Source organism: Mycobacterium sp. MAA66, from assembly GCF_041261665.1.
Classification (GTDB): Bacteria; Actinomycetota; Actinomycetes; order Mycobacteriales; family Mycobacteriaceae; genus Mycobacterium.
This window is the reverse complement of record NZ_JBGCCC010000007.1, coordinates 56,438-70,864: the sequence shown is the minus strand read 5'-3', so window position 1 is coordinate 70,864 and position 14,427 is coordinate 56,438. Positions and strand designations below refer to the sequence as shown.

Sequence of the window (14,427 nt, the reverse complement as noted above, 5' to 3'; positions counted from 1 at the left end):
TCAGCGCTGGCGCTGCCACCAACGACGACGCGGTGCCATGGGCTCCCAGGCCGGCAACGGCCGCGACTCGGCCTTGGGTTCCTCAGCTTTGGGTTCGTCGACCTCGGACTTCTCGGGATCCGTGGACTCCCCGGCCGAATCCTCAACGGCGGCAGGCTCATTGGCCGCCGATTCAGGCTCGTCAACCTCAGCCGCGGGTTCATCAACGTCCTGCGCCTCAGTCGGCTCAGCCACGTCGGCTTCGGGTTCCGGCTCCACCTCACCGGCGACAGCAGCGGGCTCGGCTTCCGTCTTCGCCTCCGCGTCAGCCTCAGGCTGCGTGTCCGAGTCAGATTCGTCTTCGGATTCGGACGCGTCTTCAACCGCCGCAGACTCCGGCTCGGCTTCCGTCTTCGCCTCCGCGTCAGCCTCGGGCTCCGCGTCGGAGTCAAGCTCGCCCTCGGGCTCGGCCGCGCCCTCAACCGCAGACTCCGCCACGGATTCCGCAGCCGGCTGGGCTTCGGTCTTGGGTTCAGCGTCAGCCTCGGATTCCACATCCGACTCGGTTTCTACCTGCGCTTCGGCCTCCGCGTCAGCCTCAGGCTCCGCGTGCGAGTCGGAGTCAGCGTCGCCTTTGGATTCGGCTTCGCCCTCGACCGCCGCAGCCTCGGATTCCGCGTCCGACGCGGTTTCAGCCTCCGCGCCGGCCTCCGGCCCTGCCTCGGCCTCAGGTACTTCGGCTTCGGCTTCGGGCTCAACCTGGGCCGCCTCCGGATCGAGCTCCTGGGTTTCGTCGGCTTCCGTCTCTGCCGCGTCGGCCTCGTCGGCGATCTCGCCGCCATGGTGTTCCGAAGATTCGTCCTCGGCGCCGGCGATGGTCGCCGCGGCGACGATGCCGCTGGTGGACGCGACGACGATCAGTTCCTTGCCGACTTCGTCCAAGCGCGACTCATCTGCCGCTTCTTCGTCTTCGCGCAGGCCACCGAGCGACGCCGGGGCTTCGCGGCCCTTCGGCGCAACCATCATGTAGACGACTGCACCGATGAACACGAATGTCGAGGTGAACGAGTTGACCCGGATGCCGGCGATATGCGTGGCGAAGTCATCGCGCATCAGCTCGACCCCGAAGCGGCCGATGCAATATGCCGCGACATACAAGGCGAACAGTCGCCCATGGCCCATCCGGAAGCGGCGATCGGCCCACAGCAAGAATGCGAAAACCAGGACGTTCCAGATCAATTCGTACAAGAACGTCGGGTGCACCACTGCTACCAGCTGCCCGGTGGAAACACCGTTGAGGGTGTCGAGTGCCCCGGAAGCATCCCGACGCTCGAAAATCTCCAGGCCCCAGGGCACGTTGGTCGGCCGACCGTAGAGCTCCTGGTTGAAGTAGTTGCCGAGCCGGCCGATGGCTTGGGCCAGCACCACGCCGGGGGCCACCGCATCACCGAAGGCCGGCAACGGAATGCCGCGCCGACGGCAGCCGATCCACGCACCGACCGCACCAAGGGCAACCGCGCCCCAGATGCCCAGGCCGCCGTCCCAAACCCGAAGGGCACCAACGACTCCAGCGCCGCCTTCGGAAAAGTACGTCTTCCAATCGGTCATCACGTGGTAGAGCCGACCGCCGACCAACCCGAACGGAACCGCCCATAGTGCGATGTCGTAGATGACGCCGGGCTCGCCGCCGCGGTCCACCCAGCGCCGGTCGCCGATGATCAGCGCGGCGATGATACCGGTGATGATGCACAACGCGTACGCCCGGATCGGCAGCGGACCCAGATGCCACACGCCCTGTGCAGGGCTGGGGATGTAGGCCAGCAATGTCGTCGTCACGCGGAAACTTTCTGTCGCACTCCGTGGGCAAGTTCTTCGGTCAGAGCCCGTACAGCGGGGATTCCGTTGTCACCCAGCGCCGAAACCAACGCCGAGCCGACGATGACGCCGTCCGCGTAGGCGGCGATCTCGGCGGCCTGCTCACGCGATCGCACCCCCAGACCGACGCCGACCGGAATGTCGGACACCTCGCGAACCCGGGACACCAACTCGGGAGCCATGTTCGAAACCGCATCCCGCGCGCCGGTCACACCCATGGTCGACGCGGCGTAGACGAAGCCACGCGAAGCTTCCACCGTGGCGGCCAACCGCTGCGGGGTCGATGACGGTGCCACCAGGAAGACGCGATCCAGGTTGTGGGCGTCGGAGACGCCGAACCATTCGTCGGCCTCGTCGGGAATCAGGTCGGGCGTGATCAGCCCGAGCCCACCAGCCGCCGCCAGGTCACGCGCGAACGCGTCAACTCCCCAGCGCAGCACGGGATTCCAGTAGGTCATCACCACGGCGCTGCCACCGGCATTGCTGATCGCCTCGACCGCGCGCAGCGCGTCACGCACGCGCACGCCACCGGCCAACGCAGTGTTGGTCGCCGCGGCGATCGTCGGCCCATCCATACCCGGGTCCGAGTAGGCCACCCCGACTTCGATGATGTCGCAACCGGATTCGACCATCGCCACCATGGCGTCGATCGATGTCTGCACATCCGGGAACCCGGTGGGCAGGTACCCGATCAGCGCCGAACGTCCTTCTGTACGGCAAGTGTCGAACAATCCAGCCAACCGGCTCATGACACTCCCCCGCCGTCCAACAGCCCGAACCATTTGGCGGCCGTTTCGACGTCCTTGTCGCCGCGGCCCGAAATATTCACCAGGATGACCGCGTTCGGACCGAGCTCACCACCCAGTTTCAGCGCACCAGCCACCGCATGCGCCGACTCGATTGCCGGGATGATGCCTTCGGTACGGCACAGCAGCTGGAAGGCGTCCATGGCCTCGGTGTCGGTGATCGGCCGGTACTCGGCACGGCCGGTGTCCTTGAGATGGGCATGCTCGGGGCCAACCCCCGGGTAATCCAAACCCGCTGAGATCGAATGCGATTCGATGGTCTGGCCGTCCTCGTCCTGCAGCAGGTAGGAGAACGAGCCCTGAAATGCGCCGGGCGAGCCCCCGGTGAAAGTCGCTGCATGCCTTCCGGTTTCGACACCGTCGCCCGCCGCCTCGAACCCGACCAGACGAACGGACGGGTCGTCGATGAAGGCGTGGAAGATGCCGATCGCGTTCGATCCGCCGCCGATGCAGGCAGTCACCGCGTCGGGCAGACGTCCAGCCTGCTGCTGGATCTGCACCCGGGCTTCGAGCCCGATGACCCGCTGAAAGTCGCGAACCATCAAGGGGAACGGGTGCGGGCCGGCCGCAGTGCCGAAGCAGTAATACGTGTTGTCTGCGTTGGTGACCCAGTCCCGGAAGGCCTCGTTGATGGCGTCCTTCAACGTCGCCGAACCGGCCTCGACCGAAACCACGGTGGCACCGAGCAGCCGCATCCGGGCCACGTTCAACGCCTGTCGCGCGGTGTCGACCGCACCCATGTAGACGATGCACTCCAAGCCCAGCAGCGCACACGCGGTGGCGGTCGCCACGCCGTGCTGACCGGCGCCGGTCTCGGCGATCACCCGGGTCTTGCCCATCCGCTTGGCCAACAACGCCTGCCCGAGCACGTTGTTGATCTTGTGAGAACCGGTGTGGTTCAGGTCTTCTCGCTTCAGGAACAGCCGGGCACCGCCGGCATGCACGGACAGGCGGGTCGCCTCGTACAGCGGGGAAGGCCGGCCCGTGTAGTGCTGCTGCAACCGGTCGAGCTCATCGAGGAAGCTCTGGTCGGTGCGCACCTTGTCAAAGGCCGCGGTCACCTCTTCGATGACTGCCATCAGCGCCTCGGGCACCAGACGACCACCGTAGGCACCGAAATGCCCCTTGGCATCAGGGTCATGGATTGTGGGCTCGGCGACGCCGACGCTCATGCGCGGCAATTCCGGGCTGTTCAGATCAGACATTCAGCTCACTGCTCTTCGCGCAGGAGCCCGCAGTTCAGCGGGCCGGTTTCGGGCAAGACGGGTGCGTGCCGGCAGTCACCAGATCGGCAACGGCGCTACGGGGATCCCCACTGGTGACCAGTCCCTCGCCGACCAGCACGGCATCTGCGCCGGCTCCGGCGTAGGCCAACAGGTCGGCGGTCCCGCGAACACCTGACTCGGCGATCCGAATGACGTTGCTGGGCAGCCCAGGGGCAATCCGGGCGAAGCAGTCGCGGTCGACCTCGAGGGTCTTCAAGTCACGGGCGTTGACACCGATCACCTTGGCGCCGGCCTGCAACGCCCGGTCGGCTTCTTCCTCGGTGTGCACCTCGACCAATGCGGTCATGCCGAGGGACTCGGTACGGTCCAACATCGACTCCAGTGCCTGCTGCTCCAATGCCGCGACAATCAGCAGCAGCATGTCGGCACCGTGCGCGCGAGCCTCGTGGATCTGATACGGCCCGACGATGAAGTCCTTGCGCAGCACCGGAATCGACACCGCGGCGCGGACCACGTCCAGATCGTCCAACGATCCGTTGAATCGGCGCTGCTCGGTCAGCACGCTGATCACCCGGGCGCCACCCGACTCGTAGGCCTTGGCCAGCTTGGCCGGATCGTCGATCTGGGCCAACGCACCGCGACTCGGGCTGGCCCGCTTCACCTCGGCGATGACGCCGATACCGGGCTCGCGCAATGCGGCCAGCACGTCCAGCGGTGCCGGTGCCCGCTTGGCCTGTTCTTTGACATCAGCCAAGCTCAGCACGGCTTCGCGGGCGGCGACGTCAGCGCGGACTCCCTCGATGATGGAGTCGAGCACGGTCCCCGAACTCATGAGCCGTCATTGTCCTTCCGCGCCGGATATATCGCCGAAATCATCTTCACCGAAGGGTAGCCGCCAGCACTGTGGCGAATGCCACCGCCCCTCATGAGGGGTCCTCCCCCTCGCTCAGGGTGGGGTCGCGGCCGTCGTCAAGGGCGTCCCAGAGCATCCGTTCGGACATTCCGCCACTGCCCTCGGCCGCCACCGCGGCGGATCCGGGAGCCGCGTATTTGGCAACGGCCTCTTTGCCTGCCGCGGCACGCATCAACAGCACCGCACCGACGAGCGTGCACACCGCCGCAACCAGCGTCACCCCGGCGCCCCAGTGGTGCCGGTTCGTCCCGACCAAGAACATGACCGGGATGTGGGCCATCTCGGCGGCACGCACCGAGATGTCGGTCACCACCCACATCGTGATCGCCAGATACGCCATGCCCGCACTGGCGACAGCCACCAACAAGGACAACGCCCGCAGCTGCCAGCCCCGTACGGCCAAGGCGGCCACCGCGGCAGCAGCCACCAAAAGGGCCAGCGGAATCAGTACGGTCGACCACTGGGCGCCGGTCAGGACCGTCGTCTTGGGTTGCCCCAGTCCGTCGGACGACGTGATGTCCACCCAGTCCATCCGCGAGCCGCCCCATATCGCCAGGGCGGCGACGATCAGCAACAGCTGCGCGCTTCGGATCGCGCTCATGGTTGGCCGAGCGTTTCCGCCGCGGCGATGGCAGCCAGGACCGCCTTCGCCTTGTTGGCCGACTCGTTGTACTCGTAGGCCCCGACCGAGTCCGCGACGACTCCCCCGCCGGCCTGCACGTACGCGGTACCGCCACGCATCAGGGCGGTCCGGATCGCGATGGCGAAGTCAGCGTTGCCGGCGAAGTCCAGGTAGCCCAGCACTCCGCCATAGGTGCCGCGGCGGGTCAGCTCGACCTCTTCGATGAGCTCCATGGCCCGCACCTTCGGCGCGCCGGTCAGGGTCCCGGCCGGGAAGCAGGCGGTCACCGCGTCCAGTGCGGTGTTGCCCTCCGCCAGGTGGCCGGTGACGGTGGAGACCAGGTGCATGACGTGGCTGTAGCGCTCGATGTGGCTGTAGTCGTCGACCCGGACCGTGCCCGGGATGCAGACCCGACCCAGGTCGTTGCGACCCAGGTCGACCAGCATCAGGTGCTCGGAGCGCTCCTTGTCGTCGGCCAGCAGTTCCTTCTCCAGCAGGACGTCTTCCTCCTCGGTGGCGCCACGCCACCGGGTTCCTGCGATCGGGTGTGTGGTGGCCACCCCGTCGACCACCGTGACGAGCGCCTCGGGACTCGACCCGACCACCGAAAAGTCAAGTCCACCTTCGGCATTGGGCACGTTGAGCAGGTACATGTACGGGCTCGGATTGGTCACCCGCAGCATCCGGTACACGTCGATCGGATCGGCGGCGGTGTCCATCTCGAAGCGCTGCGAGGGCACCACCTGGAAAGCCTCGCCCGCCTCGATGTCGCCGACCAGCTTCTCCACGATGGCGCTGTACTCCTCGACCGTGCGCTGCTTGCGGGGCTGCGGCTGGGGCCGGCTGAACGTGGCGATACTGGAGGGCAGCGGTTCGCCGAGCGCCTTCGTCATGACGTCGAGGCGGGCAACGGCGTCCTCATAGGCCCAGTCCACGCGTTCGTCGGTGCCGTTCCAGTTGACCGCGTTGGCGATCAGCGTGATGGTGCCCTCATGGTGGTCGACGGCGGCCACGTCGGTGGCCAGCAGCAGCACCAGGTCCGGCAGCTGCAAGTCGTCTTCGACCAGCTCCGGTAGCCGTTCCAGGCGCCGCACCATGTCATAGGCGAAGTACCCGACCAGACCACTGGACAACGGCGGCAGGCCCGGAACGGTGGCAGTCTGCAGCAGGGCCAGGGTGTCACGCACGGCCTGCAGCGGGTCGCCGCCGCTCGGCGCGTCCTTGGGGGTGACGCCGAGCCAAGCGGCTTGCCCATCCTTGACGGTCAGCGCCGACGGCGCGCCGGCGCCGATGAACGACCATCGCGACCAGGAGCGACCGTTCTCCGCAGATTCCAGCAGAAATGTCCCGGGGCGGTTGGCCGCGAGCTTCCGGTACGCCGACAGGGGCGTCTCGCTGTCGGCGAGCACCTTGCGGGTCACGGGGACCACGCGATGCTCAGCGGCCAGCGCCCGGAATTCCTCACGTGAGGTCGTCTTCACACGAAGATCCTCCCAGAAGTAGCGTAGGGGCCATGAAACGTGGTGACCAGGTTGCCGAGTTCTCCCTTCCCGACCAGACCGGCACAGTCCGCAGCCTTTCCGAACTGCTGGCAGACGGACCGATCGTGCTGTTCTTCTATCCCGCCGCGATGACGCCCGGCTGCACCAAGGAGGCCTGTCACTTCCGCGATCTGGCGTCCGAGTTCGCGGCCCTCGGCGCGTCACGGGTCGGAATCAGCACCGACGCGGTCGAAAAGCAGGCTCAGTTCGCCGACAAGCAGAAGTTCGACTACCCCCTGTTGTCGGATGCCTCCGGTGCAGTGGCCGAGCAGTTCGGGGTGAAGCGCGGCCTGCTCGGCAAGCTGATGCCGGTCAAGCGGACCACGTTCGTCATCGACACCGACCGCACGGTGCTCGACGTCATCGCCAGCGAGATTTCCATGGACTCGCACGCCGACAAGGCACTCGAGGTACTCAAGGCGCGTTAGCCGCGCGGATGACCGCAGCCATCGAGGCCGCCAGTACCGACTCGCTGCGACCGCAGGCCCAGCCATCGCGGTGCTCCAGGTAAGTGACCGCGGTGGCGCCGATCGATTGCTGGGTCAGGCTCAGTATCTCGACCGGTCTGCCCACGGCGGCCAGCGCCGCGGTCAGGGCCGCCACCGGCCCGACCCCCTGATGTGTGCTGGAGTACGTCGTGCCGCCGATCGTCAGGGTGATCTCGGTGGTCGCGTCGCTGCGGGTGTGCCAGTCCTTCAGCTGCACGGGGCCGGCCGGGTCCAGGTAAGTGGCCTCGAACAGCTCATGCAATTCGGCGGCGGTGATCTCGGCGCCGGTGCCATCAGCGTGCCGTTGGACATGGCGAGCGAAGTCGATCTGCAGCCGGCGTGGCAGGTCCAGTCCGTACTCGGTCAGCAGCAGAAACGCGATACCGCCCTTGCCGGATTGTGAGTTGACCCGGATGACTGCATCGTAGGTGCGCCCGATGTCGGCTGGGTCGATGGGCAGGTAGGGCACCTGCCAATCGATTTCGCCTTCCCGCTTTCGTGCTGCCAGTGCCCTCGTGCGGTGTTCGGCCAGGCCCTTCTTGATGGCGTCCTGGTGGGTGCCGGAGAAGGCCGTGTGCACCAGGTCGCCGACGTAAGGGTGTCGTTCGTGGATCGGCATCCGGGTGCAGTAGGACACGGTGCGGGCAATCTCGTCGATGTCGGAGAAATCGATCATCGGGTCGACGCCCTGGGCGTACAGGTTCAGCGCCAACGTGGCGATGTCGACGTTGCCGGTGCGTTCACCATTGCCGAACACGCAGCCCTCCACCCGCTGGGCACCGGCCAGCACCGCCAACTCGGCGCACGCCACCCCGGTACCCCGGTCATTGTGTGGATGCACCGACAAGATGACGGCGTCGCGGCGGGCCAGGTTCCGGTGCATGTACTCGATCTGGTCGGCGTACACGTTCGGGGTCGCCACCTCGACGGTGGCCGGCAGGTTCAGCACGACCGGGCGGGACTCGGTGGCGCCCCAGAGCTGGGTCACCGCATCGCACACTTCCAGCACGTAATCGGGTTCGGTCAGATTGAACACCTCCGGAGAGAACTCGAACCGAATGTTGGGCCGGTCTCCGGCCAAGCCCAGCACGTCCTGTGCACCACGCAGGATCAGCTGACGCAGTTCGTCCTGGCTCTTACCGAGCACTGTGTTTCGCCAAACCGGTGCGGTCGCCGCGTACATGTGGATGACCACGTCGTTCTCGATGCCGCGCACCGACTCCACGGTGCGCTCGATCAGATCCCGCCGGGCCGGCGTGAACACCACGATGGTGACATCCGTTGGCGCAATGTCGGTTTCGGCCAGCAACCGGATGAAGTCGAAGTCGGTCGCCGACGCCGACGGGTAGCCGACCTCGATCTCCTTGTAACCGATGGCTACCAGTTGCTCAAAGAACCGGCGCTTGCGGTCCGGGTCCATCGGTTCGGCCAGTGCCTGATTACCGTCACGCAGATCTACGGGCACCCACAAGGGCGCCGTGGCGATCCGCGCATTCGGCCAATGCCGTTGGCCGGCAGGCACTTCGACGCGGTCGAAGACGTCGGTGTAGCGGTGCCACGGCATGGGTGAAGGTTGTTGACGATTCCAGTTGATGCTCATGAGGGGTCTGCTTTCGGCCTTGGAAGAATGACCGGTCGCGGCGAAGCCCCACGGCAGGGGGCCGGTCGGTCAAACCCCGCCGCGGCAGCCAAGCAGGAGCACGCGCTTCATGATGGCTAGACTATACACAACTCCTCAGACAAGTAGAGAGGTTCGACGATCATTCAGGTACAACGCCACCCCCTCGCGGCGCAGACCGCACAGCTGTTGCTGACTCGGATCCGGGACGGCGAATGGCCACTGGGGCACCGCCTTCCCGGCGAGACCACATTGGCCGCACAGCTCGGCGTGGGTCGCTCGACGCTGCGCGAGGCCGTCCGGGAACTGGCCGGCAAAGGGGTGCTGGACAGCCGCCAAGGCGCCGGCGTCTTCGTCACCGCCGTGGACGTCACCGAAGACTGGGACACCCTGCTGCGCCAGGCCAATGTCGTCGCGGTGATCGAGGCCCGCATCGCCATCGAGGCCGAGGCCGCAGCACTCGCCGCCACCCGCCGCACCCCCGACGACTTGCGGGTTGTCCGGCGCACGCTGGCTGCCCGCGGGATCACCGGACAGTCGGTTCCCGATCACGTCGACGCCGACATGGCCTTTCACCGGGCCGTCATCACCGCCGCCCACAACGACGTGCTCACCCAGCTTTTCGACGCATTCCTGCCCCGACTGCGGCTCGCCATGATCGACATGCTCAAGGCCAGACCGCTCACATCCGAGTCGGCCGACCATGCGGCGCACCAGAATTTGGCCGAGGCTATCGCAACCCGTAATCCCGTCGCAGCGGCCGCGGCCAGCCGTACCCACCTGAGCGCCCTGAAGGAGTCCTTCACATGACCCCCGTCCTCGAACTCGACAACGTGACGTTCCGCCGCGAGGGCAAGCAGATCATCGACGGCGTCTCGCTGACCGTCCACGAAGGCGAGCACTGGGCACTACTCGGCCCGAACGGCGCCGGCAAGAGCACCCTGCTGGGATTCTGTGGCGCAGTGACGTTTCCGACCTCCGGCACGGTCCGGGTACTGGGCGCGCAGATGGGCCGTACCGAGCTGGCGCCGCTGCGCAAGTCGATCGGTCACGTCAACCCACGGCATCGACTGCAGTACCCGCTGACCGTGCGCGAGGTGGTGTTGACCGGGATCACCGGGACCATCGACATCCCGCAGCGCTGGGCCCCGTCGGCCTCCGACGTGGAGCGGGCCGACGAGATGATCTCGGCGATCGGTCTGGACCGGATCGCATCGAGTACCTGGCCGACGCTGTCACAAGGTGAACGCGGCCGCGCGCTCATCGCACGCGCACTGATCTCCGGTCCCCGGTTGCTGCTGCTCGACGAACCCACCACTGGCCTGGATGTTGCTGCACGCGAACAACTTCTGGAAACCATCGATTCGTTGGACGAGGCACATCCTGGCGTGGCCTCGATCCTGGTGACGCACCATCTGGAAGAACTGCCCACCACCACCACGCACGCACTGCTGATCGCCGACGGCCGCACCGTCGCAATGGGCCCGGCCGTGCACACAGTGACGACCGACAATGTGTCGGAGGCGTTCTCACATCCGGTCGAGGTCGGCTACGACCAGGGCCGCTGGACTGCTCGGGCGAAAGCCAGCCGAATCGACCTGTGAGACGACGAGGAATCCGCAGGCCTCGTCACTTCGGGTGCTGATCGAGCCAGGACAGTACCTGTTCGGCATGGGTATTGGGCGGGAAGATCGGGTAGAAGACGTGCTCGATGGTCCCCTCACTGACAATCAGCGTCAGCCGCGAATACAGCCGTGGGTATTCCGATGCGGTGAACATCGGCAGGTCCAGTTCACCGGCCAGAGCAAAGCCGGGGTCGGAGAGCATCGGGAACGGCAGGTGCAAACGGTCGACGACCTCGGCTTGGTAACCCGGTGCCTGGCTGGACATTCCATACAGCGCGACCACACCGCGGGCCTGTAGGTCGCCGAAATGGTCACGAAAGTTGCAGGCTTCGGTGGAGCAGCCGCGAGCCCCGGGAATGCTGTCCCAGCCTTCGGGCAGATCTATCCCGGGCCGGCCGGTCAACGGATACAGGTAGATGACGCTACGCCCGGCCGGCAGCCGGGCGAGGTTGACTGAATCTCCTGCACTGGTGGGGAATTCGAGATCAGGCATGGGCATGCCTGGGAGATGTGCGGCGCGGCCGTCGTCAACAGGCTCTGGAAGCCCGGGAGGCAGCAGCGTGAAATCTGTGGGCATGGTGGGCACTTCCGTTTCTTGATGTTCAGTCTCGGCCGGATCGTCACGGAGGAGCCGGCCGATCAACAGCGCACGACGCGCGGTCAGTGCGTCGATGATCCGGTCGATTTCGACGATGCTGTCGCGGTAGACGGCCAGCGATGACGGGCAATCGTCGCCGTGTCGATGGCCCGCATCCAGGCACTCGACAAATGGAGCCGCCTTCGACGGGGGCACGCCCATCGCCGCGAGCTCACGAATTTCAGTGACCGCACGCAGGTGGGTCTCGGTGTACGCGCGGTAACCATTGGCGCCGCGCGCAGGGACGATCAGGCCCAGCTGCTCGTAGTAGCGGACCGCTTTGGTACTCACCCCGGCCCGGGCGGCCAATTCACTGATTCGCATGCTCACTCCTCGCAGACACGCTAGACCTTGCCCTCAAGGGCAAGGTCAAGTGCAACCGCGTGAAGTTCGGTCGTTGCTTGTCAGCCGGGCTGTTGCAGCCGCGGATTGGCCTTGCGCCGACGCGCTTCCCGATGCCGGGTGACCGGGGTGGTAGACAGCACCCGGCCCACCATGGATTCCAGGAATCGACCCGGTTGCAGCTCCGCCGGCACCGTCTCGTGGCGAAGCACGATGTCGGGCAACGCCGCCAGCGCCTGGTCGACGGCTGCGGTCGCCACGTCGACGATGTCGAACAACGCATCCGGCCGTTCCACGCCGGCGGCGATCAGCGCGTCGTCAGCATCGCCGTCGTCGGCCGACACGTCCGCGTCATAGTCGATCATCACCAACGCCACCGCGTGATAGGCGTCGTCCTCCTGCCCGAGCTTGCCCAGCAGATCGATCAGCCATTCGGCCTTCTCTGGTTCGGAGGTCAGGATGGTCGACCGCAGACCGTAGAGGAAACCCAACGCAGCCAAGGGATGCCGCAGCCGCAGGTTCTTGGCGTCGCCATAGCTTTCCTCGACGCGGTTGGCGGCGTTCTTGCCGAAGCTGGAGTCCATCCGTTTGGTGCTGATCAGCAGTTCGGGGCCGGTGTCCCAGTCCGACATCACCACGTCGACCTGTTTGACGTAATGCTTGCCCAGCACGCTGGCGCTGGAACTCGCCACGCCCTTGATGGACTTGCCGCGCAGCCGCGCCTCGATGAGCTGGCGCTCCTTCTGCGGTAAACCGTTCAGCAGGTTGGCAATTGACGACGGCAGGATCCGCGGTTCGGTAGCCCGCGGCCACACGGCATCGGGGTCGAATCCGGCGCGGCGCAGTTCGTAGGACAACCAGATGTCCAGGGCCAGTGCGGGCACACCGGTCGTCGATGGCGCATCCAGATACAGCGGCACCCCGAGCAGCCTGCGCAGCACGCGAAAATCCGGCACATAGCTCAGGACGCCATCGAGGGTCTGCAGCCAGGGGTTGCTGTGCGTGCCACCGGGTGCCGCGTCGGCGACGATCCGGTCGAAGATCGCCCACGCGGTGGCCTTGGTCGACGGTTCAGCGGGCACGCCGGGACCTCGCCGCCCGCCGAGACGCCAGTGATTCCCGGGCCGCGCGAATGGAATTCAACTCGGATACACCGTCCAGACCCAACGCATCGTCGACGACACCCACCGCGTCCAGCAGTCGCCCATCACGTAGCAATGAGGCCACCGTACGACGGCAGGCGCGAAGGGCGCCGCTACGCTCGGCGACCAGATCGGGCGACGGGACCAACCACCGATCCGCTTCGCGCGGTTCGATTTTCAGGATGCCACCGCCATAGGAGCGGCCCACCATCTCGGCGTGCAGGACCGACACCGAATTCAGCGACGCCAGCGCCAGCAGGTCGCGACCCAATGTACGCACCTCGTCACACAGGTACACACCGTGCACCGAATTCAGATGATGCGCCTTGGCCCGATTCGACACCAACCGTGGTGTGTCGGCATTCATGCAGGTCAGCAACAGGTCCGCAGGCGTCAACAACGGTACCTGGAACCACGGCTTGCGGACGCGGCACTTGTAGGCCAAATGCACGCCGGCTGCATAGCCGGCATCGATGTAGCGGCGGGCCGCGGCCGACGGTTTGTCGGTGGGCCGAAACAGGTGGATCGCTTTGCCACGCTGGCCCAAGTCCGCCAGCTCGGTCGGAGTCAGGGTGAGGCCGCGCAGATGCGCGCTTCCCGGCGGCGACAGCGCCATCAGGTCCCCCGGGGCGAGTCCCAATTCCGTTGCACGCTGCGGGGATAACGCAAAATAGCCGTTGTTGCCGGTGACCATGCCCAGGGTGGTGTCGCCCCACTCTTCTAGCACTGCGAACCGTCCGGCCGCGTGCAACGCGTGCACCGCGTCGACCGGCGGTGCGCCGATCAATCCGCTGACCCATTTGTCGGCCGGGTCGTGCGGCACCCAACTACGTTGCGCCAGTTCCGATGTCAACGATGCGGCGTTGGTCGCCCGGTGAATGACGGCATGCCCGGACGGCCCCTGCTCGAACCCCTCGGCGAGCAACAGGACCACATCGGCTTCGGCCTCGGGAAACACCCGCTCGTCGAACATCACCAGCTCGACCCGAGCGAACCGGTCGAACAGGAACTTGCGCACCGCGGCGGCGTAGTTGACGCTCAGCAGCTCCGCCGGCAGTACCAGTGCCAGACGTCCACCCGGTCGCAGGAACAAGGCGGAATGCACAGTGAACGCCGCCCAGCTCGACGCCAGCGCCGACAGCGTCACCCCGGCCTGCAACGCAGCACGCCGCGCGTGGGCCCGCATCGGGCCGCGGAAATCCTGGTAGCGGATATAGGGCGGGTTTCCGATGACCGCGTCGTAGTCCGGGCTCGGTGCGACCGAGAACAGATCCGCCGTCCGGATGCCGGCCTTACCTCCGGCTGCGGTCACCCGGCGCCGGGCGACCGCAGCACTGGCGCGGTGAATCTCCACGCCGTCGACCGTCGGGCGATCGGCGCCCAGCTCCCGTAACCGCTCGGTCGCAGCGACCAAGAAGGCGGCATCCCCCGCCGAGGGTTCGAATACCCGATCGTCGGCCGTGCGCACGGCCCAGCGAGCCAGATACCGGGTGATCTCGACCGGGGTGAAGAACGCACCGCGGGCCTTGCGCGTTTCGGCGCTGTCGCCGAAGGAGGCTGCGGTGTCGGTCACTCGGTCATTGTTGCCTAACCCACCGACAACCTGTCCGACC

General features: G+C 66.5%; 13 protein-coding genes. 3 read left to right on the top strand and 10 right to left on the bottom strand.

Going from position 1 to position 14,427, the window contains the following annotated elements; genetic code table 11:
- The 6 genes from lgt to ABIA30_RS19325 all read right to left on the bottom strand — a co-directional run bounded on the left by lgt (nucleotide 1) and on the right by ABIA30_RS19325 (nucleotide 6,902).
- Nucleotides 1-1,815 carry a prolipoprotein diacylglyceryl transferase gene (lgt, locus tag ABIA30_RS19350; RefSeq protein ID WP_370068312.1) on the bottom strand — a complete coding sequence of 605 codons (1,815 nt, stop codon included), beginning with the start codon at nucleotides 1,813-1,815 and terminating at the stop codon, nucleotides 1-3.
- Nucleotides 1,812-2,636, bottom strand: coding sequence for a tryptophan synthase subunit alpha (gene trpA, locus ABIA30_RS19345; protein WP_370068310.1), 825 nt, complete (start codon nucleotides 2,634-2,636; stop codon nucleotides 1,812-1,814). Before trpA ends, lgt begins: the two co-directional genes overlap by 4 nt.
- Nucleotides 2,600-3,865: a tryptophan synthase subunit beta gene (gene trpB, locus ABIA30_RS19340; protein ID WP_370068308.1), complete on the bottom strand. Its 1,266-nt coding sequence runs from the start codon at nucleotides 3,863-3,865 to the stop codon at nucleotides 2,600-2,602. The genes trpA and trpB overlap by 37 nt, the downstream gene beginning before the upstream one ends.
- Nucleotides 3,866-3,899: 34 nt before the next feature.
- Complete coding sequence (trpC, locus tag ABIA30_RS19335) at nucleotides 3,900-4,718, bottom strand: indole-3-glycerol phosphate synthase TrpC (protein ID WP_370068306.1); 819 nt, start codon at nucleotides 4,716-4,718, stop codon at nucleotides 3,900-3,902.
- A gap of 91 nt (nucleotides 4,719-4,809) precedes the next feature.
- The gene (locus tag ABIA30_RS19330; RefSeq protein ID WP_370068304.1) at nucleotides 4,810-5,400 is read right to left on the bottom strand and encodes a TIGR02234 family membrane protein; all 591 of its coding nucleotides are present in this window, start codon (nucleotides 5,398-5,400) and stop codon (nucleotides 4,810-4,812) included.
- Nucleotides 5,397-6,902 carry an anthranilate synthase component I gene (locus tag ABIA30_RS19325; RefSeq protein ID WP_370068302.1) on the bottom strand — a complete coding sequence of 502 codons (1,506 nt, stop codon included), beginning with the start codon at nucleotides 6,900-6,902 and terminating at the stop codon, nucleotides 5,397-5,399. Before ABIA30_RS19325 ends, ABIA30_RS19330 begins: the two co-directional genes overlap by 4 nt.
- A gap of 32 nt (nucleotides 6,903-6,934) precedes the next feature.
- Between ABIA30_RS19325 and ABIA30_RS19320 the strand changes: the two genes are divergently transcribed.
- Nucleotides 6,935-7,390 carry a peroxiredoxin gene (locus ABIA30_RS19320; protein ID WP_370068300.1) on the top strand — a complete coding sequence of 152 codons (456 nt, stop codon included), beginning with the start codon at nucleotides 6,935-6,937 and terminating at the stop codon, nucleotides 7,388-7,390.
- Here the strand turns inward: ABIA30_RS19320 and ABIA30_RS19315 are convergent.
- Nucleotides 7,377-9,014, bottom strand: coding sequence for a 2-isopropylmalate synthase (locus ABIA30_RS19315; protein ID WP_370068599.1), 1,638 nt, complete (start codon nucleotides 9,012-9,014; stop codon nucleotides 7,377-7,379). The two genes, ABIA30_RS19320 and ABIA30_RS19315, sit on opposite strands and share 14 nt — an antisense overlap.
- 195 nt (nucleotides 9,015-9,209) lie before the next feature.
- Between ABIA30_RS19315 and ABIA30_RS19310 the strand changes: the two genes are divergently transcribed.
- The gene (locus tag ABIA30_RS19310; protein WP_370068597.1) at nucleotides 9,210-9,878 is read left to right on the top strand and encodes a FadR/GntR family transcriptional regulator; all 669 of its coding nucleotides are present in this window, start codon (nucleotides 9,210-9,212) and stop codon (nucleotides 9,876-9,878) included.
- On the top strand, nucleotides 9,875-10,672 hold the full coding sequence (locus ABIA30_RS19305) for an ABC transporter ATP-binding protein (RefSeq protein ID WP_370068298.1): 798 nt from the start codon (nucleotides 9,875-9,877) through the stop codon (nucleotides 10,670-10,672). The genes ABIA30_RS19310 and ABIA30_RS19305 overlap by 4 nt, the downstream gene beginning before the upstream one ends.
- A gap of 25 nt (nucleotides 10,673-10,697) precedes the next feature.
- Here the strand turns inward: ABIA30_RS19305 and ABIA30_RS19300 are convergent, their stop codons facing one another.
- The 3 genes from ABIA30_RS19300 to ABIA30_RS19290 form a co-directional block, all read right to left on the bottom strand.
- Nucleotides 10,698-11,654, bottom strand: coding sequence for a MerR family transcriptional regulator (locus ABIA30_RS19300; protein WP_370068296.1), 957 nt, complete (start codon nucleotides 11,652-11,654; stop codon nucleotides 10,698-10,700).
- 80 nt (nucleotides 11,655-11,734) lie between these two features.
- Nucleotides 11,735-12,754 carry a hypothetical protein gene (locus tag ABIA30_RS19295; protein ID WP_370068294.1) on the bottom strand — a complete coding sequence of 340 codons (1,020 nt, stop codon included), beginning with the start codon at nucleotides 12,752-12,754 and terminating at the stop codon, nucleotides 11,735-11,737.
- On the bottom strand, nucleotides 12,744-14,387 hold the full coding sequence (locus ABIA30_RS19290) for an N-6 DNA methylase (protein WP_370068292.1): 1,644 nt from the start codon (nucleotides 14,385-14,387) through the stop codon (nucleotides 12,744-12,746). Before ABIA30_RS19290 ends, ABIA30_RS19295 begins: the two co-directional genes overlap by 11 nt.
- Between the last annotated feature and the right edge of the window lie 40 nt (nucleotides 14,388-14,427).